At 70.5% G+C, this 23,324-nt stretch carries 23 protein-coding genes and 1 pseudogene; 10 read left to right on the top strand and 14 right to left on the bottom strand.

Annotated elements, in window-relative coordinates; genetic code table 11:
• The first annotated feature begins 301 nt into the window (after positions 1–301).
• Positions 302–1,384 carry an RNA-binding protein gene (locus tag AB0C75_RS25165; RefSeq protein WP_362893959.1) on the top strand — a complete coding sequence of 361 codons (1,083 nt, stop codon included), beginning with the start codon at positions 302–304 and terminating at the stop codon, positions 1,382–1,384.
• Between the two features lie 10 nt (positions 1,385–1,394).
• Here the strand turns inward: AB0C75_RS25165 and AB0C75_RS25160 are convergent, their stop codons facing one another.
• Entirely contained in the window at positions 1,395–1,856 is a 462-nt protein-coding gene (locus AB0C75_RS25160; protein WP_362893958.1) for a nuclear transport factor 2 family protein, read from the bottom strand.
• A 108-nt stretch (positions 1,857–1,964) separates the two neighbouring features.
• Complete coding sequence (locus tag AB0C75_RS25155; protein WP_362893957.1) at positions 1,965–2,480, bottom strand: nitroreductase family deazaflavin-dependent oxidoreductase; 516 nt, start codon at positions 2,478–2,480, stop codon at positions 1,965–1,967.
• A 90-nt stretch (positions 2,481–2,570) separates the two neighbouring features.
• Here AB0C75_RS25155 and AB0C75_RS25150 point away from each other — a divergent pair, with 90 nt between their 5' ends.
• The gene (locus AB0C75_RS25150) at positions 2,571–3,263 is read left to right on the top strand and encodes a helix-turn-helix domain-containing protein (RefSeq protein ID WP_362893956.1); all 693 of its coding nucleotides are present in this window, start codon (positions 2,571–2,573) and stop codon (positions 3,261–3,263) included.
• 207 nt (positions 3,264–3,470) lie between these two features.
• On the opposite strand, the gene AB0C75_RS25145 is transcribed toward AB0C75_RS25150, so the two are convergent.
• From AB0C75_RS25145 to AB0C75_RS25125, 5 genes are all read right to left on the bottom strand, one after another.
• A complete protein-coding gene (locus AB0C75_RS25145; protein WP_362893955.1) occupies positions 3,471–4,715 on the bottom strand; it encodes a ParB/RepB/Spo0J family partition protein in 1,245 nt (414 codons plus the stop codon).
• Positions 4,712–5,869, bottom strand: a complete 1,158-nt coding sequence (locus AB0C75_RS25140) for a ParA family protein (protein WP_362893954.1) — start codon at positions 5,867–5,869, stop codon at positions 4,712–4,714. The genes AB0C75_RS25145 and AB0C75_RS25140 overlap by 4 nt, the downstream gene beginning before the upstream one ends.
• 617 nt (positions 5,870–6,486) lie before the next feature.
• Positions 6,487–6,894 carry a (2Fe-2S) ferredoxin domain-containing protein gene (locus AB0C75_RS25135; RefSeq protein ID WP_362893953.1) on the bottom strand — a complete coding sequence of 136 codons (408 nt, stop codon included), beginning with the start codon at positions 6,892–6,894 and terminating at the stop codon, positions 6,487–6,489.
• Complete coding sequence (locus AB0C75_RS25130) at positions 6,891–7,055, bottom strand: hypothetical protein (protein ID WP_362893952.1); 165 nt, start codon at positions 7,053–7,055, stop codon at positions 6,891–6,893. Before AB0C75_RS25130 ends, AB0C75_RS25135 begins: the two co-directional genes overlap by 4 nt.
• 73 nt (positions 7,056–7,128) lie before the next feature.
• The gene (locus tag AB0C75_RS25125; RefSeq protein ID WP_362893951.1) at positions 7,129–7,968 is read right to left on the bottom strand and encodes a helix-turn-helix transcriptional regulator; all 840 of its coding nucleotides are present in this window, start codon (positions 7,966–7,968) and stop codon (positions 7,129–7,131) included.
• 164 nt (positions 7,969–8,132) lie between these two features.
• On the opposite strand from AB0C75_RS25125, the gene AB0C75_RS25120 reads away from it, so the two are divergent.
• Positions 8,133–8,885 (top strand): SDR family oxidoreductase, encoded by a 753-nt coding sequence (locus AB0C75_RS25120; RefSeq protein ID WP_362893950.1) that lies wholly within the window; start codon positions 8,133–8,135, stop codon positions 8,883–8,885.
• Positions 8,886–9,051: 166 nt separating this feature from the next.
• Here AB0C75_RS25120 and AB0C75_RS25115 read toward each other — a convergent pair.
• Positions 9,052–9,303, bottom strand: a pseudogene (locus tag AB0C75_RS25115) (transcriptional regulator); the annotation flags it as partial.
• On the opposite strand from AB0C75_RS25115, the gene AB0C75_RS25110 reads away from it, so the two are divergent.
• Together AB0C75_RS25110 and AB0C75_RS25105 are read left to right on the top strand one after the other, a co-directional pair.
• The gene (locus AB0C75_RS25110) at positions 9,232–9,552 is read left to right on the top strand and encodes an SDR family oxidoreductase (RefSeq protein ID WP_362894007.1); all 321 of its coding nucleotides are present in this window, start codon (positions 9,232–9,234) and stop codon (positions 9,550–9,552) included. The pseudogene AB0C75_RS25115 and the gene AB0C75_RS25110 overlap by 72 nt on opposite strands.
• A 31-nt stretch (positions 9,553–9,583) precedes the next feature.
• Complete coding sequence (locus AB0C75_RS25105) at positions 9,584–10,351, top strand: glucose 1-dehydrogenase (RefSeq protein WP_362893949.1); 768 nt, start codon at positions 9,584–9,586, stop codon at positions 10,349–10,351.
• Positions 10,352–10,387: 36 nt separating this feature from the next.
• Here the strand turns inward: AB0C75_RS25105 and AB0C75_RS25100 are convergent, their stop codons facing one another.
• Positions 10,388–10,555 (bottom strand): helix-turn-helix domain-containing protein, encoded by a 168-nt coding sequence (locus AB0C75_RS25100; RefSeq protein ID WP_362893948.1) that lies wholly within the window; start codon positions 10,553–10,555, stop codon positions 10,388–10,390.
• A gap of 156 nt (positions 10,556–10,711) precedes the next feature.
• Between AB0C75_RS25100 and mobF the strand changes: the two genes are divergently transcribed.
• The 5 genes from mobF to AB0C75_RS25075 all read left to right on the top strand — a co-directional run bounded on the left by mobF (position 10,712) and on the right by AB0C75_RS25075 (position 18,303).
• The gene (mobF, locus tag AB0C75_RS25095) at positions 10,712–14,620 is read left to right on the top strand and encodes a MobF family relaxase (RefSeq protein WP_362893947.1); all 3,909 of its coding nucleotides are present in this window, start codon (positions 10,712–10,714) and stop codon (positions 14,618–14,620) included.
• 319 nt (positions 14,621–14,939) lie between these two features.
• A complete protein-coding gene (locus AB0C75_RS25090) occupies positions 14,940–15,488 on the top strand; it encodes a toxin-antitoxin system HicB family antitoxin (protein ID WP_362893946.1) in 549 nt (182 codons plus the stop codon).
• Positions 15,489–15,565: 77 nt separating this feature from the next.
• Entirely contained in the window at positions 15,566–16,429 is an 864-nt protein-coding gene (locus AB0C75_RS25085; protein WP_362893945.1) for a DUF4097 family beta strand repeat-containing protein, read from the top strand.
• An 84-nt stretch (positions 16,430–16,513) separates the two neighbouring features.
• On the top strand, positions 16,514–17,482 hold the full coding sequence (locus tag AB0C75_RS25080) for an ATP-binding cassette domain-containing protein (RefSeq protein ID WP_362893944.1): 969 nt from the start codon (positions 16,514–16,516) through the stop codon (positions 17,480–17,482).
• Positions 17,479–18,303, top strand: a complete 825-nt coding sequence (locus AB0C75_RS25075) for an ABC transporter permease (protein ID WP_362893943.1) — start codon at positions 17,479–17,481, stop codon at positions 18,301–18,303. The genes AB0C75_RS25080 and AB0C75_RS25075 overlap by 4 nt, the downstream gene beginning before the upstream one ends.
• A gap of 72 nt (positions 18,304–18,375) precedes the next feature.
• Here the strand turns inward: AB0C75_RS25075 and AB0C75_RS25070 are convergent, their stop codons facing one another.
• From AB0C75_RS25070 to AB0C75_RS25050, 5 genes are all read right to left on the bottom strand, one after another.
• A complete protein-coding gene (locus tag AB0C75_RS25070) occupies positions 18,376–19,005 on the bottom strand; it encodes a sigma-70 family RNA polymerase sigma factor (protein WP_362893942.1) in 630 nt (209 codons plus the stop codon).
• Between the two features lie 250 nt (positions 19,006–19,255).
• Entirely contained in the window at positions 19,256–20,011 is a 756-nt protein-coding gene (locus AB0C75_RS25065; RefSeq protein ID WP_362893941.1) for a hypothetical protein, read from the bottom strand.
• 157 nt (positions 20,012–20,168) lie between these two features.
• The gene (locus AB0C75_RS25060) at positions 20,169–20,687 is read right to left on the bottom strand and encodes a copper chaperone PCu(A)C (RefSeq protein WP_362893940.1); all 519 of its coding nucleotides are present in this window, start codon (positions 20,685–20,687) and stop codon (positions 20,169–20,171) included.
• Positions 20,687–22,975 (bottom strand): heavy metal translocating P-type ATPase, encoded by a 2,289-nt coding sequence (locus tag AB0C75_RS25055; RefSeq protein ID WP_362893939.1) that lies wholly within the window; start codon positions 22,973–22,975, stop codon positions 20,687–20,689. Before AB0C75_RS25055 ends, AB0C75_RS25060 begins: the two co-directional genes overlap by 1 nt.
• Positions 22,975–23,193 carry a hypothetical protein gene (locus AB0C75_RS25050; RefSeq protein ID WP_362893938.1) on the bottom strand — a complete coding sequence of 73 codons (219 nt, stop codon included), beginning with the start codon at positions 23,191–23,193 and terminating at the stop codon, positions 22,975–22,977. Before AB0C75_RS25050 ends, AB0C75_RS25055 begins: the two co-directional genes overlap by 1 nt.
• Positions 23,194–23,324 lie beyond the last annotated feature (131 nt).

The following is a 23,324-nucleotide window of genomic DNA, read 5'->3' as shown; positions in this document are numbered from 1 at the left end:
CCCCTATCTGGGGGGGGGCGGCCCCCCGGTTCAGCTTCCTCGTGGGGGGGGGTTTCGGCCTCTGTTCCCGGGTGTTGCGTGGTTGTTGTCCGCGGACAACAACCACGCAACCCGCGTGCTCGCTCAGAGCGCGAGTCTGTCTCTCGTGTGCGTTCAGGGGAGAACGAGCGCCGCAGTAAGAGCTTCAGCCGTGTTGTCCGCGGACAACACGCTTCGCCACGCCCTCCTCTTCGTGGCCCCCTGACGGGCGGTCTCCTGGTCCCCCGCCCGCCCGGGAAGTTCCATCCCCCAAAATGGACCAGTGCTCCCCCACGTCTACCGCGTCACCAAATACGACCCCGCCGACCGCGACGAGCATGGCCGCTACCTCGGCGCCCAGGACGTCGTGAGCGATCGTGGCGAGTACGAAGCGGCCTACCTACAGGCGGTTGCGGCATTCGCGGCGGAAGCCGGACTCGACCGGCTCGCCGTACGAGAGCCCGGAATTGCGTCCTTCGTGCACTTCGGAGCCGAAGAGGCAGCGGCGGACGACTACGGGCTCGGCGCCCTCTTCCCGGATGGCCTGCGCGGCTTCCACGACGGGGCGGACGTGCAGCTCGCCACCGCCCTGGAGCTGGTGAGGAACATGCTGCGGGACAGCGGCGCCTGGTGCCGGTTGGAGGCGGACGGCGTCCTCGAGGTGCATGTCGGCTGGGACCAGTACCTCTACGTCTGCGCCAGCCGGCCCAGCGAGGCCGCGGTGGCGCAGACCCGTGCGCTGGGGCTCTTCACCGAAGTCCTGGACGCCTCCCCCTACGCCGTGGAGAACGACCTGCCGGACGTCCAGAGGCCGGGCGACGCCGAGTTCTGGTCGATGCTGGCCCGCGTGGTTGGCTCGGGACGCGCGGGGCTGCTCGAGGAGACCTACGTCGAGGGAGCCTCCCGGTGGTACGGGCTGAGCAGTGACACGGGCGCCCTCGACGCCGTACGCGCTGGGCTTGCGCCACGCGCCCGGCTGGCTGTCTGGCCCGCCCTCTCCCCCGATGTCGGCACCGTTCTCGGCTCGCTTCCCGACGAGGGCCTGGTGGAAGGAGTCTGGCAGGACACGGACGGCCGGGTTCACAGTGCTGTGGCCGACGAGGACGACTACGCGGAGCTGACCGTGCGGATGGGAGGCGCCGTGGCGGCAGCCCTGATGCCCATGTACGCCGATGAACGGGTGCCGCTGTTCACCGCTGTCCTGCCCGACAGCGACGGGGTCGTCCGGGCACGCTGGCGGACCGATCCGACCCCCGAGGACCGGAAGTGGGCCTTCGAGTGGCGTGACTCTGTCGTGCGCGCGATGATCGAGGACGAGTGGACGGCCGCCAAGGGTTTCGGGGAGCGAGGGGACAGCCCCTATTAGGGGAGAGCCTTCAGGAAACGGGGATGGTGAGCACTGAGGAGTCACCGTCGCTCCAGATGCCCCGGATTTGACGCCGAATGATTTTCCAGCCCTCGTCCGTGCGGCGGAGGGCGTCCTGATAGGTGCCGCCGAGGATGAATTGACCGCTGCCGGTCGCTTCCGCGCGCGCGTGCTGGGCGATGAAGGTGGCGTGAGTAGTGGCGGTATCGCCTGCGACGGTGACGCGGAGGTTGCCCACGAGGTGCTGGGTAGCTTCAAGGGGTTCAAGGAACGCCTTGGTTCCAGCGATGATCGCCTCACGGCCGACGACGTTGGCGTTGACGTAGTCGCCTTCGGCCTCCGAGGAGTAGCAGGTCGCGAACAGATCCCAGTCGCGGGCATCCATGGCGTGCGCGACGCTGTAGATCACCTCGGTGATGGCGGACTTGTCCAACAGCTCCTGAACGGAACCAGATTCTGCGGAAAATGTCATTCTGAACTGCTCCTTGCAATGCGGGCGTCGGCGCTATGTGCCGACGGCTTGAGGCCGTAGATATCTTGGTGAGTTGGATGGTGCTGAGTCAGGGGAATGGCGTGAGCCCTATCCGTCTGCGCGCTCCAGCACGACGACGGGTACCTGCCTGCCCGAAGTTGTCTCGAACTCGGCGAACTTCGGGACGAGTGCTACTTCCTTCGCCCACAGTTGCTCGCGTTCTTCTCCCTGCGCGAGCCGAGCTACGGTCGGCACGGTCTGCGTGCCCACCTCGACGGTCACGCGCGGGTTCGCCATGAGATTCCGGAACCACGCCGGATCACGCGGACTGCCGCCGTGGGTTCCGAAGACGGCCCAGCCATTGTCGACCGGCTGGAAGAACAACGGGTTGATCCGCTCGCGCCCACTCTTCGCCCCGACGTTGTGAACCAGGATGAGCGGCATGCCTTGTTCGTCGAAACCAGGCATCCGAGGGGGGACGGGGCGGCCCGCGGCGAACTCCGCCTCGCTGCTCCAGGGCACGTACCCGGCGTTTGCCCGGAACTCGGCGATGATCCGCTGGTTCCAGGAGTTGCCGTCCGGCGTGGTGGAGCCGTTCGCACTGGTCATGGAGGGGTCGGGCATGGCTTACCTCTCGCTATGCGGAGCATGTGCTCCGTATAGTAGCGCATGTAAGGGAGCGTGTGCTCCGGATAAGTGGATAGACTTAGCCCCATGGCAGAGGCGGAACCGAAAACGGCAGAAGGCGCCCCTCGGCGCCGCGCAGCGCGCGTGGACGCGATCCGCAATCGAGAAGCGATCATCGAGGCAGCCTCAGAAGTCCTGGCCACACAGGGCACCGCGGTGGACGTGCGCGAGATCGCCGCCCGCAGCGGAGTGGGCATGGGCACCCTCTACCGGCACTTCCCCAAGAAGGAAGACCTCATCCAAAGGGTCCTGCGCAGGGACTTCTCCAAATGGGCGGAATCCGCACGTCAGGCGGCCATCGAGGCCCAAGACCCCTGGGCGGCCCTCACCGACTTCTACCGGCAAGCCCTTAGCGGATACGCATGCCACAGCGCGATCATGGAAAACTTCGCACTGACATGGTCGGCCCCCGATCTGGAGGGCATCCAGCAGCTCCGATCCGTCATAGAGCAACTGCGCGCCCGCGCCACAGGCGTGCTGCGCCCCGGCGTGACCACCGACGACCTTCTACTCCTGCTGGTCTCCCTGGGACACGCCGTTCAGGTCACCGACGAGTGCCGCCCGCACATGTGGAACAGGCTGTTGCACATCTCCCTCGCCGGCCTGCATGCCGACCACCGAGAGCCGCTGCCCGAGGAGGCGGCGTCTGACACCCGTCACTCGAACCCGACCCAGCCACACGCAAGCAGCGGCCCCGCGCACTCCGCGCCGCGCCCGTAGCACCAGAGCGCGAGGCCAGGGCCAGCCACACCCGACTTGGCTGAGCTGAGCCGGCCGGCTCCTCGTTGTTCGGTACGCCGCGGAGAGTCTCGACTCTTTCCAGGCGGCTGCTGCTGGGCCGGAGACTCAGCGATCCCTGCAGTAGCACACATAGGAGTGCGCCGGGGTTTCTGCCCCGGCGCACCGATGAATCTCTGCTCTTCGCTCTCACACGTAGGCGTGGAGCTCTTCGATCAGCTGCGTCAGCTGCTCTGGGTGGAGCCCGGACGCGAGGGTGCGCGCCTGTTCCTCGACGGATGCGCCGAGCTGGCGCACCAGGACCAGACTGCGCTCGTCCGCCGGATCTGCTGCCCCGTTCTCCTGAGGGTTCGACTCGGCAGCGGCTGCTGCGATGCCGGTCGTGTTGTCCGCGGACAACAACTGTGGCGGTACGGACGCGGTCGTTGCCGAGGGGAGCGGCTCGGCGGCATCCGTGTTGTCCGCGGACAACACGCGCTCCTCAGCAGGAGCGGGATTCCTCGGGGGCGGCGTCGGACCCGGAGCCGGCGGAGCGGCCTTCGTCTCACGCGAAGTGTTGTCCGCGGACAACACGGATCCCGGGGCGGGGGAGTGGTCCACCGGTCCCGTGGGGTCCGCCGAGGCGGCGGTGGGTGTAGCCGCGGTCTGCCGTGCCTGCTGGAGGAGAACCTTTTCCGCCTCGCGCGAGCGGGCCTCCTGCTCCCGTGCCTCCTTGAGGTGGGCCAGCAGCCCAGCTCCGTCGAGCTCGGGCTCCTCCTTCAGCCGCCGGGCGAGCCGACGGCCGTCACGTTCGGCCAGAGATCCGGAGCTGAGCATCGTCTGGAGCTCAGCGGGGAGTTCCAGGAGAGCGAGCTGGTTGGTGACCCAGGAGCGGTCACGCCCGAGCCGTTTGGCGGCCCGGGTGCGGGCCCCCTTCTCCCCCTCCTCGCTGCACACCCGCACGAGTTCGAGGACGCCGCGCGCACGCTCCACGACATCGAAGTCCTCCCGCTCAAGGTTCTCCTTGAGCAGGTGATCGACGAACTCCTCGCGGGAGGCGGCCAGATCGTCGCGTACGACGAAGTCCAGGGCATCCAGGGCCACATGCACCGCGCTGCGGAATCGCCGCTCGCCATTGACCAGTACGTAGCCGGAGTCGCCGATCTGCGCCTCGTGCTCGGGCCACAGCCTCAGATACGCGGGACGGGACACGGCGACGCACGCCGCGAGCTGGGCGACGCGCAGCTCCTCACCGAAGCGGGTGAGGTCCTCATCCGAACCGAAGTTACGGCGGGGGTTGAGCGGCGTCGGCGCGACATCGTCCAGTTGCAGACGCCGCAGCTCGTACGCCGGGACATCGCCCTGCACTATGGCCTTCGCCCGGCCACGGGCGCTTCGGCCGCGCGGCACGCCCCCGAAGGACGAGCCCGTGCCGAGCCGGTCGGCGACACTCATGAGATGACCCTCCGAGCAATGGTGCGCATGATTTCGGACTGCTCGCACTCCGGCGCGTAGGAGAGCAGGGGCTGCTTGAGTCGCACGGACTCGCGCTGCTCCTTCAGCTCGGGCATGACACCGATGACCGGCGGATCGCCGATCTCCTTCCAGCTGTGCAGAGACGACGTGGCGATGTAACCCTTGCGGCTGTCATACATGTTGACGATGAACCCGAGCATCGAGATCTCGACCTCCATGTCGGCGCACAGGTCCTGGATCTGGTCGTAGAGCATGTCGTACGCGTCGGCGGACGAGTCCTCCGCGAGCACGGGGATGAAGATGCCGGACAGGCCCGACGTCTCGCCCTCGCGTGTGCGGCAGTAGTACAGGGCCGTGTCCATGGTGTACCCGAGGCTGGGCGGGCAGTCGACCACGATGTAGTCGAACTCCCTCTCCAGCGGCTCCAGAGCCTTTTCGAGCGCGGTCTCCTTGATGCGGACGAAGCGGCTTGTGGCGAGCTTGGCGTCGAGCAGGAACGCGTCCTTGCAGGCCGGCAGCATGAACAGCCGCCCGCTGAAGGCATCGTCCTCTATCGGGACGAGCAGTTCGCGGAGCTCTCCCTTCGCCTCGCCCAGCATGTGCTTGGCCAGGCTGGGGGCTTCGATGTCGAACAGCTCGTACCCGAGCTGCTTGGTGAGGTGGCCCTGGGGGTCGAAGTCGATGAGCAGGACGCGGTTGCCGGCCTCGGCCAGCGCCTGCGCGACGCCGGAGGACGTGGCGGTCTTGCCGACGCCGCCCTTCTGGTTGCCGAAGATGAACCGGCGTGCCCAGCTGGGTCGCGTTCCCGGCTGGCGGGGGGAGAGGTGCGTGTCGAGCCACAGACGGATCGCCTGGGCGATGCCTTGGTTGAAGGGGATGCCGCGTTGCTTGCAGTCGTCCTTGAACTCCCCGTACAGCCCCGTGGGGAGATAGGTGGAGAACGAACTGCCCCCTGTGGTGTCCACGGGGACGCGCTCGGCATCATCTGCGCGCCAGGCCTGCACGCCTTCGGTCACTGCGTCCTTGATGTCGACGCCGAACTCGGCTGCTCTGACCTTGAGTTCTTGTCGCAAGGCCGCTGGAAGCTTGGCGACTACCTTTTCCCTGTCGCCGGGGGAGTATGGGACGGTCATGCGGTTACCTTACTCACCCCGCTGGGAGTTGCGGCGCAGGCAGGGTCGGTAATTTATGACGTGTCGTCCCGGTGGGGGAGGGATGCTGCGGGCCAGGCCGTTCGGCGTGGTGGGTGAATTGAGAGCATAAGGTGCAATGCCGGATTCACTGACAGCGCATCAGGATCGGCCTGGCTTGCCGACAGAAGAGAAGAGCAGGTCAGCGACTCTGCTCCGCGCGCCCGCCGGGATGGCCCCGGCGGCTCCAGCGTGGCCACGGACGCACCGGCTTTGTCGGCTCTGCCAGTCCTCAGCCGGTGGTGGGTGTGTTGTCCGCGGACAACACACACCCGTCTCATTGCCGCCAGGCCCGTAGGTGGACTGGACCGAGATGCGTGCGGCAGTGAACTTGGGGTCGTACAGCTCCTGTGCCAATGCCGACAACTGCTCCCGTGTCGGTGCCACGGAGACGCCACTGGCTTCGAGGTACATCTCATCCAGGAGGCGCTGGGCGCTCGCCATCCCAGCGGCCCTGGCTCCGGATGTGTCCGCCGAAGGACAACGACCGTGTCGTCTGCCACGGGTGTGTCAGCCGTTCCGCCATGGGCGGTGCCGGTGTTCCCGGGCAGGCCGGGTGATCAGTCTTCGAGTTCGTGGCGGACGCGGCGCGACGGGATGAAGGTGTAGAGGTCGAGCACGCCGGGCGGTTCGGCGAGGCCGGGGCCGCCGTTCTGGACCCAGGCAGTGATGTCGGCAGCGGCGTCAGGGTCGTTGACCTGGCCGAGCCAGACCGGGCGGCCGCCCGCCTTGCGGCCCTCGGAGGAGGGCTGGACGACGATGACGTTGGCGCGCTCGCACGCGTCCAGGCAGTCGGTGCGCCGCACCGTCGCGATTCCGGCCAGTTGGGCGCGCAGGTCGACAAGTTGGGCTTCGTGGTTCAGGCGCGGGACCTTGGCCGGGGTGCCACAGCAGCAGCCGCGACAGACGGTGACGGTGGGACGGGCCACTCCCGGGGTGGGGGCGGCCTTCTCGGCCCGGCGGCTCACCGCGCGTACTCTGCGGCGCGGTTCCAGGCGGCGTCGCGCAGCAGCCGCAGCCCGTTGAGGCCGACGATGAGGGTCAGGGCGGCGACGGCCCCGGCGGCGTCGGGACGCAGCCGGTCGGCGATGCCCAGCACCCCGGCCTGAAGACCGGGGATTCCTACCACGGTCGGCTGACCGTCTCGGTGGGTTCCTGCTTCTCCGCGCTGAGCGGGCCCCTACCCGGCCTCGGTCCATTCGTCACAGGTGCGTCGCCCGGCGTAGCAGGCGGTCGATGTTCTCGCGGCTGCGCCTGTCGGTGGGGGTCTGGACGACGAGGCGGACGCCGGGGTGGTCGGTCAGTTCCATGCCGGTGGCACGCAGGCTCACTTCGCCGATCCCTGTGATGTCGTAGCGCTTGTCGCACAGGTGCGGTGGAGCGACGTCGTGCGTGGCCCAGAGCCGAGAGAACAGCGGGCTGGCGTTGCACAGACGGGTGACGAAGTCCTGCCATCGCGGGTCGCCCGCGTTCTGGCTGTAGCGATAGCGGAACCCTGCCACGGCCTCGGGCGCCTGCTCGTCGCGGTTGACGATGTGGTGCTGCCCCTCCGGTGCCGCGAAGAGGTGCCAGAGGGTGTTGCGCTTGCCGGGCGGAGCACTGACCAGAGCGGGGTGCAGGGCCGCGTATGCGCGGTTCCAGCGGAGCACGTCGGTGCGGGCATCGACCAACATGGCGGGCAACGGGTCCAGGGCTTCCAGGACGGTGTCGAGGTGGCCGGGGAGCTCGGACGGCGGATCGCTGGTGACCGGAGGCTGGGGGACCTCGGCCAGACGGTAGAGGTGGTCGCGCTCGGCGGCATCCAGGAACAGCGTGCGGGTCACCGCGTCGAGCACCTGGGGGCTGACGTTGATCGGCCGCCCCTGCTCCAGCCACGTGTACCAGGTGATGCCGACACCGGCCAGCTGGGCGACCTCCTCGCGGCGCAGTCCGGGGGTGCGCCGCCGGACTCCCGGGGGTATGCCGACGTCCTCGGGTGAGACCCGTGCGCGTCGTGAGCGCAGGAACTCCCGCAGTTCGGTCCGGTTCGTGGTCGTCGGCACCGGTCCACTCTGCCAGAGCCGGGAGGCGTCGGCCTGGTGCTGCCAGTACCGGTATCAGCAGGCTTCTGGCACCGGTGTCCGCACGGGGCGCACGCTCGTACCGCCTGTGTTCCCCAGGACGTTCCCTTCGGAACGGCTCCCCGGATGAACGGACGACGAGTTCCATGAGCAACGCGTTTCACAACAAGGTCGCGGTCGTGACGGGCGGGAGTGCCGGTATCGGCCACGTCACCGCGCGGAAGATCGCCGAAGGGGGCGGCACCGTCTACATCACGGGCCGGGACCAGGACGCCCTGACGGCGGCGGTCGCGGATCTACCGGGTGATGTCGTCGGGGTGCGGGCCGACTCGCGCTCGGCCGACGACCTCGACCGGCTCTTCGCGCAGGCGGAGCGGCGCAGCGGCCGGCTGGACGTGCTGGTCGTCAACGCGGCGGCGATCGCGACCGCACCGCTGGGAACCATCACCGAGGACGTCATCAGGTCGGTCTTCGACGTCAACATCACCGGCACGATCATGACCGTCCAGAAGGCGCTGCCGCTGCTGGCGGACGGTGGCGTCATCGTCCTCACCGGCTCGATGGCCGCGCACAAGGCGTCGCGTGGGCGGAGTCTCTACGCGGCCTCCAAGGCCGGGGTCCGTGCCCTCGCCCGTACCTGGGCCCTTGAGCTGACCCCACGCGGGATCCGGGTGAACGTGGTAAGCCCGGGCCCGACGGACACCCCCGGTATCGCACAGCTGGCCGCCACCGCCGAGGAACGCGAGGCGCTCATCGCCACGATGGCCACCGGGACCCCGATGACCCGTGCCGGTACCGCGGAAGAGGTCGCCGCCGTCATCGCCTTCGTCGCCTCGGACGCGGCCTCCCACGTCAACGGCGCCGACTACCAGGTCGACGGCGGGTACGGCCAGGTCTGACACCCCCTCCCACGGGGCCGTCACGGACCACCTGGACACGGCCGAATGTCCTCGATCACGGCCGCCTCGTACGGGTGGGCTCGCGTATTCGACTGTCGCCGGTTCTCCGCGGGGTCCAGCAGGGTGGTGCTGGTCAGGATGCCGATGACGTCGAAGCGGTCGACGATCAGCCGGTCGGAGGTGTTCGCGAAGAGGCGGTGGCTTCCTCGGTGACGCCCCAGGAGGCGAGTAGACGTAGCCCCTCTTCGGAGGGTGAGCCGGGTTCGGCGGTGTAGACGGTGAGGGTGAGGCCGGGCTCGGCGGCCATCTCCAAGCCCTCGAAGGCGAGGGGGAGGTCGCCGACGGCGTGGTGGTGGAAGCGTTTGGTGCCGGTGCCGGTGCCGGTGCCGGTGCCGTGGTGGCGGACGTTGTGGGCGCCCTGACCTGTGACGTCACCAGCGAAGAGGACGTCCAGCGGGCTGTGGGGCGGACCGTCGAGCAGTTCGGCCGCCTGGACGCCGCGTTCAACAACGCGGGCGTCGAGCAGCCCGTCAAGCCGCTCGTCGACCTCACCAAGACCGACTGGGACCGCGTCCTCGGCGTCAGCCTCACCGGCGTCTTCCTGTGCGCCCGCGCCCAGGTCCGCCAGATGCGCCGCCAAGGCGACGGCGGCGGCCAGACTGTCTGACCACCCCTATCTCGCTCAAGGAGTTCCGCTCATGAACCCCGCCTACGACTTCGCCGGTCAGGTCGCCTTCGTCACCGGCGCCTCCTCGGGCATGGGCCTGGCAACCGCTCGCGCCTTCGCCGAAGCAGGCGCCGCCGTCGCCCTCGCCGACATCGACGAGACGGCCGTCAACAAGGCCGCCGAGGAACTCACCGACGCGGGCCACCAGGCCCTCGCCCTGGTCTGCGACGTCACCGACGAGGACCAGGTCGCCGCCGCCGTCGACCGCACGGTCGAAGCCTTCGGCCGTCTCGACATGGCCTACAACAACGCCGGCATCATGCCCCCGCCCACCGACGCCGCCGACGAGAGCGCCGAGCAGTTCGACCGCGTCCAGAACATCAACCTGCGCGGCGTCTGGACCAGCATGAAGCACGAACTGCGCCACATGCGCGACCAGGGCAGCGGCACCATCGTCAACTGCTCCAGCCTCGGCGGCCTCGTCGGTAACCCCGGCCGCGCCGCCTACCACGCCACCAAGCACGGCGTGATCGGCCTGACCAAGAGCGCCGCCCTCGAATACGGCTCCCGCGGCGTGCGCATCAACGCCGTCTGCCCCGGCACCATCAGCACCCCGATGGTCGACGCCATGGTCGAAGGCGGAGAACTCGACCGCCACCAGGCCGAAGCAGGCCAGGCCATCGACCGGCTCGGCACCGCCGACGAGATCGCCCAGGCCGTCCTGTGGCTGTGCAGCGACGGCGCCGGCTACGTCACCGGCATCGCCCTGCCCGTCGACGGCGGCTACACCGCCCAGTAACACCGCCCCGCACATGAAACGAACCGTCGTGTGCAGTCAGCAAGGCGGTTTCTCGTCGGCGGGGCGGCGAGGTTCGCGGCCGGTGGCGACGGCTTCGTCGTACGCGGACAGCGTCCGGTAGAGGGTGGAGCGGCCGACGCCGAGGTGTGCGGCGATGGCGGTGACGGACTCCTTCGCGTTGTGGCGGGCATCATCGACCGCCACCGAGCGATGCAGCCTCCCGCGCGAACGGACAACTACTGGCGCTCGGGCGGTACTCTCGACCGCAGGCAAGATCAAAAATGTATGGACAAAGGTACGTCCCCTCCGGGACGTACGCGGTGAAGCCGCTCGGCAGACAGGGAAGGAGGGGCGCAGTCGATGGCCTGGGTCAGCCGGATCGTGGACATGGAACAGGTCGACCACCGCCTCTCCGAGAACTCCGGCTGTTATGTGCGCCTTGACGGCCGGGCAGCAGGGGATGCCGCCGATCCGGTGCCCATGACCGCCGACGCTCAGATCGACTACCGGATGGCTGCAACCGAGGACAGCGGACCGGTCTGGCTCGGTGAGGGCCTCGCCGACGTCGGGCTGGTGGCCGGTGCGTCACTGGACGAGGCCGGCAAGCGAGCGGCCCGGGCGCTCGCCTGTGGGGTTCATCCCCGGACCGGCGAGCAGCTCGTCGCTGCCGAGCTGCGTGCCCACCCCAGGGCACAACTCGTCGGCGCTCGACTGGTCGAGGCGATCGAGCAGGCCGCAGCCGCCGCCGGACGAGAGCCGGCGGACCTGCTGGTCGGTACGCCGAAGCAGCGGAGGAAGTACGCCACCCTGGCGCGCATGGTGCATGCCCAGGGTGAGCGGCACCGCCTTCAGGTCGACTCCCTCCGACGGATCGCCCGGGCCGCCGGCATCGACCTGGCGGACGTCTACGGAGCGGACGAACTCGCCCGGGCCCGTGCCCACGAGAAGGACCGCGTCAACGTCCGGGTCCGCGCCTACGACATCGTCGCCGATCTGCCCAAGAGCGCTTCCACGCTGTGGGCCTTGCTCGGGCCTCGCCGGGAGGCGGAATTCCGTTCGCTGGTCCACGAGGCCAAGCGGGACGCGTTCGCCGAGCTCGAACGATGGACCGGCTACAGCGTGGCGAGCGCGGAGGGGGAGCGGCACCGTATCGCTGCCGGCGGACTGCTCGGATGGAGCGTGGAGCACCGGTCCGCCCGACCGGTCGACGACACCCCGGGAGACCCGCACCTGCACGTGCATCTCGTCCTCGTCAACGCCGCCCGGTGCGAGGACGGGGAATGGCGTGCCGTCGCCAACGGCGGCATGGATCTGCACCGGCATGCGCGGGCATTCGACGCCCTGTTCAAGGCCCGGGTCCGTGCTCTGGCGAGTGAGCGGTTCGGCGTGCGCTATGAGCGTGACGGTCGCACCGGTGCCTGGGAGGTCATCGGCATCCCGGCCACGCTGCGCGCGCACTACTCGCGCCGCGCTGCCCTGGTCGATGCGCTGGCCGGAGCTGACGCCGGCCGTGAGGAGAAACTGCGGGTCTCGGCCGAGACCCGGCGTGCCAAGCACGACGAGGGAGACATCGACCTGCACGCCCACTGGCGTGAGCGCGCCGAGTCTCTTGGTATCGACGTCGACGCGATGATCGCGGCCGCCGCTCCTGGGCCCGGACCGTCCGGAGGTTGCGTGGCCGATGGGCCTCAGGGCCCGCAGATCCCGCCCCCCGACACGATCGCCGTCGAGGTCTTCGACCCCGAGCACGGGCTGACGAGCAGCGACAAGGAGTTCCAGCGGGCCCAGCTCCTCTCGGCCGTCGCGAACGCATGTCCGTACGGCCTTGACGCGGCCGCGCTCGACGCGCTGGCCGATCAGGTCCTCGCCGTACCCGGCCACGCCCAGGCTCTCCCGCACCGCGGTTCGACGACGATGAGCAACACGGCCCGCTTCACCACCCAGGACATCCTCGATGCCGAGCGGGTCATCGTGGATCAGGCCCGCTCCCGGTACGCCTGCGGCGCGGCACAGCTGACCGGGAGTCAGGCCGGGGCCGCGCTCGACGTCTTCGAGGTCGCCTCCGGGTTCGCGCTCGGCGACGAGCAGCGCGCCGCGGTCCGAAGGCTCCTGACCGCCGGCCATGGTGTGGACACCGTCATCGGCGTCGCCGGATCAGGAAAGACCTCGATCATGGAGGCGTGCCGCACCGGATGGGACGCCGTCGGCATGACCTACGCGGGTGTCTCCCGGTCCGCAGTGGCCGCGCAGAACCTCTTCGAGGGATCCGGCATCCCCGTCTCTACGGCGGCCTCGTGGCTCCAGCGCATCGAGCGTGGTGAGGGCCTGCGTGGCATCGACGTGCTGGTTCTCGACGAAGCGGTCATGACCGACGACCGGTCCTTGGCGCGGCTGCTGACCGCGGCCGCCGCCACAGGCACGAAGGTCATCGGGGTCGGCGCCCCGCAGCAGCAGCGGGCGATCGGTCCCGGCGGCGGGTTCGAGGAGATTCACCGCCTGGTCCGTGGGACGGTCCTGCGCACGAACCGTCGCCGGAAGGACGCCGCTGAGCGCCTGGCCCTGGAGGTCCGGCGCGACGGTGACCGGGACCAGGCCCTGCGCATGTTCGCCGACGGCGGCCGTGTCCACGCCACCGACACCGCCGAGCAGGCGCACAAGGAGATCCTGGCCGCCTGGAACCAACAGCGCGGCCGATGGTCCGACCCTCACGACGCGGTGGACAACCTCGTCGTGCTGGCTGCCCGAAACGCCGACGTGGAGGCCATCAACGCCGGTGCGCAGGCCATCAGGCGCGCCGCCGGCGAGCTCGGCACCACCCACACCTACGCCCGGCCGCGGGGCGAGCGGTTCACCCTCGCGGTCGGGGACATCGTCCGCGTACGGCAGAACGACTACCGAAGCCGGCGCGGCGCCGGTCCCGACGTACTGAACGGCTACCGCGCTGTCGTCACCGCCCTCGACGCCGCGCACAACGTACGGATCACCTGGCGGCGCGGGAACGGCTCCCACGGCCGGGCCTGGCTGAGCCCCGGTCAGGTCGGCCACGGAGCCCTCTCGCTCGGGTACGCCCTGACGATCGCCGCTTCCCAGGGGCTCACCTCCGGCACCGCCCTGCTGTACGGGCTCGGGGCCAACGCCTACGCCCTGTACCCCGGCATCACCCGGGCCCGCGGGGAGAATCACCTGTGGCTGCCCACAGCAGCACTGGAGGACGAGGAGACCCGGGCCACGCTCGGTGAACCGGGCAGCGACACCGAGCGCCTCGACCGCGCGCTGCACGCCTACGCGGTCCTGCTGCAACAGGACCGGCCGGGCAGCATGGTCAGCGACCAGCTGCGCGATGCCCCCGAGCCGGTTCCCCCGGCCGTGGGCGTCCCGGTGTTCCCCGCGTGGGACGACCGGGAGGCCCGCCCGTACGGCGCCCTGGCCGACGCGGACCTGGCGGCGCGGGAAGCCGAACTGACCCGGCGCGCGGGGCGAGCCGACCACCGGGCGAGCGAACGGGCACGAGCGGCCACCGCCGGCGCCGCGGAACTGGCCCAGCAGCCCGGACAGCAGATCGCCGACAACGCGAAGACCCTGATCGATACGGCAGCTCAGCTGCTCCACCGCTCGCAACGGGACGCCGATGCGGCAGAGCGCGCCCGGGCTGCCGCCACCAGCGCGCGCGAAGTCTGCGCCAGCTTGCGACGCGCCACCGGACGCAGCCGCATCGCCCTGCGTCTGGCCGGTACCTCCCGAGGAGAACAGCAGCAACTCATCGTTCAGTACGAGCAGCAGTCCGAGGCGGCGGAGCGCGAGCACGAGACGCGTCTCCGGGCGGCAGTTGATGCCCGGCGGGAGGCGGAGCGGACGCTGAAGTCCTCTCCGTACACAAAGGCGCTGTGCGATCAGGCCGGCGGAGGCACCCGGCACACGGCTGTACGGCTCGAGACGCTGGCGACGATGAGGCAACAACTCCCGGCCCTGGTGACGCAGGTCGACAGGGACCGTACCGAGGCAGTTCGTGCCGCACGCGCCGCCGTCGTTGATCTGCGGGCCCGGGCCGAAACTCTGCGGGCGGAGGCAGGGCGCGTGGGGGAGGAGCGGGGGCTACGGAGCCGGATCGCCGAGGAAGTACCGGTCCAGCACCATGCCGAGGCGCGTCGGAGGGACCGGTTCGCGGTCCAGCAGGCCCAGCTCGCCGCCCAGCGGCGAGGCGCCCAAGTGCCTCGCCGTGAGGGGCCTTCAGCCCCGGCCGGCGGGTGGGGTCAACTCCCGTGTGCATGAGATCAGTTGAGCGTGGCGCGTGATCCCGGCCGGGCCGGGCCGAGGTCGTGGGTCTGGCGCAGCGGCCGTCTGCTGACGCGTGTTGCCCCGCGGTGGGGATAGCCACCGCGCCGGTTCGGCGGCGCCGGTTCCATGTGGCGCCATTGATATTCCGAGTGGCGCCACACCGGTGCCATGCTTGATGAAAGGCTGTGACCAGTGTCTTTGCTCTCCGGGTGGCGTCACGTCGGGCGGTGAAGCTCATTGCAGAATCATGTGGCGCCACATGTGGCGCCACATGGTGCTCGACGTGGCGCCATGGCTGTGTCATAGTTCTCGTATGGACCTCGCACCGTACGTCGAGCACCTTCGACAGGAACTCGCCGTCGCCGCCGAAACCGGTGGCGACGACGCTCGCGCCCTGGCCGAGCGGCTGACCGCTCCGCTGGAGTCGGCCGCCCGGCTCACATTGCTCAACGCGCTGTCCGCGGCGATGGGCGAGGTGACGCTGGAGCTGGCGCCCGGCTCGGTGGATGTACGGCTGCGTGGTCTGGACCCGGAGTTCGTGGTCAGCCGACCCGAGCTCCGGGAGTCCGCCGACAGAGCGGCGCTGCCCGCGATGCCGTCGGCGCCGGCGGCATCGCAGCCGGAAGCGGCGGACGCCCCGGAGGCGGACGAGGGTGGTACCGCCCGGATCAATCTCCGGGTGCCGACCTCCCTCAAGGCCAAGGTCGAGTCGGCCGCCGCCCGCGACGGACTCTCGGTCAACGCCTGGCTGGTGCTCACCCTGACCGCCTCGCTCGACGGCCCCGCCGTCGGTGCCCAGCGGCCGGTGATCGGGCCGGTCACGGAGACCGGCATCAGCCGAAGCTTCACCGGCTGGGTCTGACCGACCCGCCCTCCACCTCCTCACTCGCCGCCCCCACCAGCACGAACACCCGACGCAGTCGAAAGGACGGAACAGCTGTGTCTTCTTCCGCCACCCATGAGACGAAGTCCTTCAAGACCCCGGGGCCGATCACCGCCCAGCTGGAGGTCGGATACGGAACGGTCCTGGTCCGGGCCGGCGAGCGAACCGAGACCACGGTCCTGGTCCAGCCCGGGAACGAGGCGAGCGACCGGGACGTCCAGTCGGCCGGCCAGACCCAGGTCAGCCTGATCGGCGGCCAGCTGATCGTTCGCGGCCCCCGCGGCCGTAACCCGTTCAACAAGATCGGGGCGGTCATGGTCGAGGTCGAGCTGCCGGCCGGATCCGAGGTGCGGGCAGCCACCGGATTCGGGGACGTGCACTGCGAAGGGACGCTGGGCGACGTCCACCTGAAGAGCGCGCTCGGGAACGTGACCGTGGAGCGGGCCGTGACCGCCGAACTCAGGACCGCGACCGGCACCATCCGCGCCCACCACCTGGACGGAAGCGTCGAGGTGCACGGCGCGGGCCGGGTCGAGATCGACTACGTGGGCGGCGACCTCACGGTCAAGAATGTCAACGGTGAGACAGAGATCGGCGAGGTCCTCGGCGAGACGAAGGTCAAGTCGTCCAACGGCTCGTTCGCGATGGGAACCGCGCACGCCGGAGTCAACGTCCAGTCCGCACTCGGCGGAATCCGGATCGCCCGGCTCACTCGCGGCGTGATCGACCTGCGGACCTCGACCGGCGAGATCGAGCTCGGCATCCCCGAGACCACCGCGGCATGGCTGGACGTCTACGCCAAGGCGGGCCTGGTCCGCAGCGACCTGCCCACCTCCGACGCCCCGTCCGACAAGCCGGACCGCGCGGAGGTCCACGCCAACACCTCGGTCGGCAACATCACGGTCACCCGCGCCGCCTGACGACGAGGTCCGCCGGCGGGAGACCCCTCCCGCCCCCCGCACCGTCCCATTCCCACCCCTCCGCATCAGGGAAGCCGCATCCATATGACTGTCATGAGCACTTCAATCAGGCCTGCCGCGATCACCACCACCGGCCTCACCAAGTCGTACGGCGACAAGCCGGTTCTCAAGGGCCTGGACCTGTCCATCGCCGAAGGCTCCGTCTACGCCCTGCTCGGCCCGAACGGCGCCGGCAAGACCACCACCGTCGAGATACTCGCCACCCTCATCGACGGCGATGGCGGCACCGCAACCGTCGACGGCCACGACGTCGCCACGGACGGGGCCGGCGTACGCAGCCTGATCGGCCTGACCGGCCAGTTCGCGGCGGTAGACGGCCTCCTCGGCGCGGAGGAGAACCTCCGGCTGATGGCCGACCTCTGCCACCTCCCGAAGGCGGAGGGCCGCCGCCGCGCCGCCCGCCTCCTCGAACGCTTCGAGCTGACCGAGGCCGCCGGGAAACCGTCCTCCACCTACTCCGGCGGCATGCGCCGCAAGCTCGACCTCGCCATGTCCCTGATGGGCGATCCACGCATCATCTTCCTCGACGAGCCGACCACCGGCCTCGACCCGCGCTCTCGCCGCACCATGTGGGAGATCATCCGCTCCCTGGTCGCCGACGAGGGCGTCACCATCTTCCTCACCACGCAGTACCTGGAGGAGGCCGACCAGCTCGCCGGCCGGATCGGCGTACTCCACGAGGGCAGGCTGGTCGCCGAGGGCACCTCGGACGAACTCAAGGCGATGATCCACGGAGGCCACATCTCCCTGCGCTTCGACTCGGCCGCCGAACTGGAACGCGCCGCAGCCCGGTTCACTTCCACCACCCGCGACGACGAGGAGCTCACGCTCCAGATTCCGTCCGACGGCACCGTCCCCACCCTCCGCGCCGTCCTGGACATCCTCGACGCGGCCGGCGCCGCCCCCGTGTCCCTCTCCCTCCACACCCCCGACCTCGACGACGTCTTCCTCGCCCTCACCGGTCCGGACAAGAAGCAGGAGATCGCCCGATGAGCACCGCGACCCCCACCGCCGCGACCGCCGTCCCCCGCTCCCGCGGCTACGCCGTCCGCGACGCGGTCACGATGTTCCGCCGCGTCATGAAGCGCGCGGTCCGCTACCCGTCCATCGCCGTCGTCATCGTGATGATGCCGGTCGTCTTCCTGCTCCTCTTCAACTACGCCTTCGGCGGCGCGCTCGGCGCAGGCATCCAGGGCCCGCAGCTCACCGGTGACTACATCGACTACGTCGCCCCCGGCATCATCCTCATGACCGTCGCCACCGGCTCCGTCGGCGCGGCCCTCACCATCTGCATGGACAAGACCGAGGGAATCGTCAACCGCTTCCGCACGATGTCGATCTCGCGCGGCTCCTTCCTCACCGGTCACGTCCTGGGCAACCTCGTGCAGACAGTTCTCGGTACGGTGGTCGTCACCGCTGTCGCACTCGCCATCGGCTTCCGCCCGAACGCCTCCTTCGTCGAATGGCTCGCCGTGGCCGGCCTGCTGTTCGCCCTGGCCACCGCCCTGACCTGGGTCTCCGCCGGCATGGGACTGACCGCCAGGACGGTCGAGTCAGCCTCCAACCTCCCCCTGCCGATCACCTTCCTGCCCTTTCTCGGCAGCGCCATCGTCCCGACCGACACGATGCCCGGCGCCCTCCAGTGGTTCGCCGAGTACCAGCCCTTCACTCCCGTCAACGAGACCCTCCGCGGCCTCCTCATGGGCGCCGAGATCGGCAACAGCGCCTACCTCTCGCTCGCCTGGTGTGCCGGCATCGGCCTCCTCGGCTACCTCTGGTCCCGCACCTCCTTCACCAAGCAGACCAAGCGCTGACCCCGTCCCGCACGCAACGCACCGGAGGGCGGCACCCCACCACGGGTGCCGCCCTTCTCGCGGTGCCTCGCGTCAGGCGGCCTGTCCGACGGCCTCCGCTTCGTCGCGCTCCAGTTGCGCGGTCATGGCGTTGCGCGCGCGTGCCACTCGGGAGCGGACCGTGCCGACCGGGCAGTCCGCCTGGCGGGCGGCCTCGGCGTAGGAGAGTCCGAGCAACTGGGTGAGGACGAACGCCTGTCGGCGGTCGTACGGGAGCGCGGCCAGGAGTTCCTGGAGCGCCACGCCTTCCTCGAAGCCGGGCAGTCCGGTCTGCTGGGTGCGTTCGACGGTCGTGCGCCAGTCGCGGGTGTCGGCGAGCAGGGGGCGCGCGGCGGCCCTGCGGAAGTCGTCGACGACGGCGCGGCGGGCGATGGTGAGGAGCCAGGTGCGGGCCGAGGAGCGCCCCTCGAAGCGGTGCAGTGTGCGCAGCGCGCGCAGGGACGTGTCCTGTGCGAGGTCCTCGGCGGCCTGTGGGTCGGCGGACAGATGGGTCACGTACCGCACGACGTCGCGGTGCAGGGCCCGTACGAAGGCGTCGGCGGCTTCGCGGTCGCCGGCGCGGGCGGCGAGCGCGAAGCCGGTCGATGCGGTGTCCGCGGCCGTCCTGTCGCGCGGGGTGCAGGCCCGCTGGGGCCCGCGCGGGGTGGGCAGTGTGGTGTTCATCGCCAGGGGTGTCCTTCACGGATCGGTCCGGTGCCCGGGCGTCCGTTCACGGCGCGGGGCCGCGCGCCGTGGCTACGGCGGGCGTGGCGGTGTTCGGGACGGAGCCGGGTCTCCGGTGATTGGGGGCACCCGGGCTCCTTCGGAGCCGGGTGTGCCGGAGGACTCCCGCTGCGTGCGGGTACGACGGCGGGCCGGTCGGCGACCGGCTGCGTGCCAGGGGTGTACGTCCTCCGGAATGCCTGCCGCGTCCTCAGGACGCGGCGAGCACCCCGGGCGGCCCGCGCCGGTCCAGTGCGCGGGCGCACCGCAGGCCGGGCGACAGCCGGTCGCTCAGACCCCGGCGGGGGCGCAGGCGACGGCGCGGGGCCGGCAACGGCGCCGTGAGGAGGGGCTGGAGGGGAGCGAGCAGCCAGCCTGCGACCGCCCGCAGGGTCTGGAAGGCCGCACGTTCGCCGCGGGCCATCCACACGCCGCAGACGAGTGCGGCGAGGACGTGCGCGGCGAGCATCCCCGGCGACATCCCGGTCACGCCGTGGCCTGTGTGGGCCATCGAGCTCAGGTGGCCCATGGCTGAGGAGTGATCCAGGCCGACCATGTTTTCCAGGCCGGCCACGTGCTCCAGGCCGGCCATCGTGTCGCTCGTCGCCGAGTGGTCCGTGTGCGCCATGTGATGCATACCCGCCATGGCGTCCGTGGGCGGCGCGGCGGCTCCGCCGACGGTCCGCGTGGCTGTACCCGGGACGGTTCCCAGGGCGGACTGTGCGGCGGAGAAGGCGTTGTGCAGCACACCCTGGATCACGACGGCGAGGCCCGTGACGAGCCACGGACCGCGCTCGCGGGCGGCGAACCACCAGCCGGGGACCGCGAGTGCGAGGAAGCCGGTGACGGGCACCCAGAAGGGAAGCGGGGCCTCCGACATGAGGACGTGTCCGGTCGCGGCGAGCGTGACCGAGACGACGGCGAACATCGCCGCCCTCACCGCGCGTCCGACCGGTCCCGCCTCCATGGCGCCTCATCCTCCCATCGAGAGGGGCCGGGCGACATGGCAGGGTATCCGGCTTGTCGCCCATGCCGGACAAGTGGACGCAGCAGGGGAGTTCTGGCATATGCGGTCGGAGGAGGGAGAAGGGAGGGGGGAGAGCGTGGCGGTGCGGTGCATGGCGCTACGGGTGCGGCAGGCGGTCGGTCGCCGCGCCGGGCCGCACGACCACCGCTCGTATCCTCAAGGCCTTGCCGTGTGCGAAGCGGAGCGTGAAGGAGACCTCCTCGCCGGGCCGCCACGTTCCCTTCGGCCTTACGGTCACGTCGATTCCGTGCGGAGTCATGGTGAGCCCGTCATCCGCCGGCACCGTGACGGAGTCCACCGGCTGCCGGTAGGCGCCCCCGTAGGACGTCATGTGGTGTTCGCTCAGCCGGGGTGGTGCGACCGTGTCGGTCGAGGCGATGTGCACGAGCCGGTCGGCGGAGCCCCCGTCGTTCGTGAGGGTGAAGAAGGCGGCGGTCTCCGGCGTCGGACCGGTGGGCAGGTAGACGTACGCCTTCGTGACGGCCACGTGAGGCGGGCTGCCGGCGTTTCCGTTCGCCGTCCAGGCCCCCAGACCGGCGAGGGCCATCCCGCAGGCGAGAACGGGAACGCCGACGGCGGTGAATGACGTACGCAGGCGCGCGGAGAGAACGGGCATCAGAAGGCCGCCCGCGAGGAGGGGCGCCGACGCCGAGCGGCGGCTGCCGCCGGAGCCGGCTGCCAGCTGCGCAGACGGAGGCTGCCGAGGACGACGAGGACCGAACTGAGGGACATCGCGGCGGCGGCGAGCATCGGGTTGAGCAGTCCCACCATGGCGAGTGGCAGGGTGACGGCGTTGTAGCCGAAGGCCCACAGCAGGTTTCCGCGGATGGTGGCGAGAGTGCGGCGGGCGAGGCGTACGGCGTCGGCGAGGGCTTCGATGTCGTCGCGGACGAGGGTGACATCGGCGGCGCCGATGGCGACGTCCGTGCCGGTGCCCATGGCGATACCGAGGTCGGCCCCGGCGAGCGCCGCCGCGTCGTTGACACCGTCTCCGACGACCGCGACCCTCTTCCCTTCGGCGCGCAGCGTACGGACGAGTTCCGCTTTGCGCTCGGGGGTGCAACGGGAGTACGTCCGGTCGATGCCGAGTGCGGTGGCGACGGCTCGCGCGGACTCCTCCTGGTCGCCGGTGGCGAGGACGGGGTGCACGCCGAGGCGGCGGAGCCTGTCCACGGCGTGGTAGCTGCCGGGGCGTACGACGTCGCCGAGCGCGAGGACGGCCTCGGGCCTCCCGTCGACACGGACCAGGACAGGGGTGTGGGCGGCTCGCAGGGCGGTGGCGAGGGCTGCGCCCAGTTCCTCGGGCAGTTCGCCCTCGGGGGCACCGACCTCGACGAGCCGCCCGTCCACGTGTCCGCGCACGCCGTTGCCGGGTGTCGCGGTGAAGCCGCTGAGCGCGCCCGGCCGTACGGCGCCGTCCTTGAGAGAGCGCTCGGCGTGGCGCACGAGGGCCCGGCCGAGCGGGTGTTCGGAGCCGGTCTCGACGGTTGCCGCGAGCCGCAGTACCTCCTGCTCGCCGTGGCCTTGGGCACGTGTGGTGAGGGCGGCGACGGTGAGGTGGCCGGAGGTGAGGGTGCCGGTCTTGTCGAGCACGACGGTGTCGATCTGCCGGAGAGCTTCGAGGGCTTGGGGCCCTTTGACCAGGATGCCCAGCTGGGCGCCCCGTCCGGTGGCCGCCATGAGGGCGGTGGGGGTCGCGAGCCCGAGTGCGCAGGGGCAGGCGACGACGAGGACGGCGACGCAGGCGGTGAAGGCGGGCTGTGGATCCGCGTTCGCGCCGAGCCAGAAGCCGAGCACGGTGACGGCGAGAGTCAGCACGACGGGCACGAAGACCCCGGCCACGGTGTCGGCAAGCCGCTGAGCGCGGGCTTTCCCCGCCTGGGCCTCGGTGACAAGGGCCCTGATGCGGGCGAGCTGGGTGTCGGCGCCGACGGCCGTCGCGCGTACGAGCAGGAGTCCACCCGCGTTGACCGAGCCGCCGGTGACGGCCGAGCCGGCCCCGACCTCCACGGGCCGGGTCTCACCGGTCACGAGAGACAGATCCACGGCGGAGGTGCCCTCCACGACCTCGCCGTCCGTCGCGACGCGCTCCCCGGGTCGCACGAGGAAGACCTGGCCCGCGGCGAGGCGCACGGCCGGAACGGTGCGCTCGGCCGCTCCGTCCCGCACCGTCACTTCCTTCACGCCGAGCTCCGCGAGCGCACGCACGGCGGCCGAGGTACCCCGCCGGGCGCGGGCTTCCAGATGGCGGCCGAGGAGGACGAAGAGGGGGACACCGACCGCCGCTTCGAGGTAGACGTGCGCCATCCCGTCCGACGCCGTGGGCAGCAGGGCGAAGGACATCCGCATGTCGGGGGCGCCGGCGCCGCCGAGGAAGAGCGCGTACGAGGACCAGCCGAAGGAGGCGAGGACGCCGAGCGAGACGAGCGTGTCCATCGTCGCCGCACCATGTCTCATCCCGCGCCAGGCCCGCTCGTGAAAGGGCCACGCACTCCAGCACACGACCGGGGCGGCGAGGACGAAGCACAGCCACTGCCAGTTGCGGAACTGGAGCGAAGGAACCATCGACAGGACAAGGACGGGGAGGGCGAGGAGCGCGGTCACCAGGAGCCGCTGCGGTACACCGGGCTCGGTCGCCGCGGCCTCCCGGTCCTCGCCGGATTCGGGCGGCGCGGGGAGACGGGCGGTGTATCCGCCTCGTTCGACGGCGGCGACGAGCGCGTCCGCGCCGAGGCCCGCCGGATGCTCGACATGGGCGGTACCGGTCGCGAGACTGACGGTGGCACGCACGCCTTCCAGAGCGCCGAGCTTCTTCTCGACCCTGCGCACACAGGCCGCGCACGTCATGCCGCCGACGACCAGATCGGTCGTGATGAGGGTGCGCGGGGCTGTTTCCCGGCTCATCAGTGGCCCATCCCGCTCATGCCACCCATGTCGTGCGAGCCCGGTTCGTCATCCTGGTGCGTGACTTCACGCATGTCGGGGGCGACGGGCCCGGCGAGTTGCCCCACTCCGTACGAGGCGGTGAAGAGCGCGGCGAGCAGAAGCAGGAACCCCCCGAGCAGCGCGTAGGGGGGAGGGGCGGAACGCTGTGGGGCGTGAGTGGTCACCGAGTGGTCCATGAGGCAGGCTCCGGGCGAGAGTGCGAGTTGTACGCACCAGAGGTCGGCCACCCCTGGCCGCGAGTTCCCCGGGGCTCAGGTGGCGTGCGTCACATATCGGGCATGCGTCACGCGTGCCCCGGAAGCATCAC

Origin of the sequence: Streptomyces sp. NPDC048565 (assembly GCF_040650935.1) — a bacterium.
Lineage (GTDB): Bacteria > Actinomycetota > Actinomycetes > Streptomycetales > Streptomycetaceae > Streptomyces.
This window is presented reverse-complemented; position numbering and strand designations above follow the sequence as displayed.

Bases quoted from the DNA above. Each gene is read 5' to 3' on its own strand.
- AB0C75_RS25145 (WP_362893955.1), bottom strand. From the start codon at position 4,715: ATGAGTGTCGCCGACCGGCTCGGCACGGGCTCGTCCTTCGGGGGCGTG.
- AB0C75_RS25070 (WP_362893942.1), bottom strand. From the start codon at position 19,005: ATGAACACCACACTGCCCACCCCGCGCGGGCCCCAGCGGGCCTGCACC.
- AB0C75_RS25140 (WP_362893954.1), bottom strand. From the start codon at position 5,869: ATGACCGTCCCATACTCCCCCGGCGACAGGGAAAAGGTAGTCGCCAAG.
- mobF (WP_362893947.1), top strand. From the start codon at position 10,712: ATGGCCTGGGTCAGCCGGATCGTGGACATGGAACAGGTCGACCACCGC.
- AB0C75_RS25105 (WP_362893949.1), top strand. From the start codon at position 9,584: ATGAACCCCGCCTACGACTTCGCCGGTCAGGTCGCCTTCGTCACCGGC.
- AB0C75_RS25060 (WP_362893940.1), bottom strand. From the start codon at position 20,687: ATGCCCGTTCTCTCCGCGCGCCTGCGTACGTCATTCACCGCCGTCGGC.
- AB0C75_RS25065 (WP_362893941.1), bottom strand. From the start codon at position 20,011: ATGGAGGCGGGACCGGTCGGACGCGCGGTGAGGGCGGCGATGTTCGCC.
- AB0C75_RS25120 (WP_362893950.1), top strand. From the start codon at position 8,133: ATGAGCAACGCGTTTCACAACAAGGTCGCGGTCGTGACGGGCGGGAGT.
- AB0C75_RS25075 (WP_362893943.1), top strand. From the start codon at position 17,479: ATGAGCACCGCGACCCCCACCGCCGCGACCGCCGTCCCCCGCTCCCGC.
- AB0C75_RS25055 (WP_362893939.1), bottom strand. From the start codon at position 22,975: ATGAGCCGGGAAACAGCCCCGCGCACCCTCATCACGACCGATCTGGTC.
- AB0C75_RS25050 (WP_362893938.1), bottom strand. From the start codon at position 23,193: ATGGACCACTCGGTGACCACTCACGCCCCACAGCGTTCCGCCCCTCCC.
- AB0C75_RS25080 (WP_362893944.1), top strand. From the start codon at position 16,514: ATGACTGTCATGAGCACTTCAATCAGGCCTGCCGCGATCACCACCACC.
- AB0C75_RS25150 (WP_362893956.1), top strand. From the start codon at position 2,571: ATGGCAGAGGCGGAACCGAAAACGGCAGAAGGCGCCCCTCGGCGCCGC.
- AB0C75_RS25090 (WP_362893946.1), top strand. From the start codon at position 14,940: ATGGACCTCGCACCGTACGTCGAGCACCTTCGACAGGAACTCGCCGTC.
- AB0C75_RS25155 (WP_362893957.1), bottom strand. From the start codon at position 2,480: ATGCCCGACCCCTCCATGACCAGTGCGAACGGCTCCACCACGCCGGAC.
- AB0C75_RS25160 (WP_362893958.1), bottom strand. From the start codon at position 1,856: ATGACATTTTCCGCAGAATCTGGTTCCGTTCAGGAGCTGTTGGACAAG.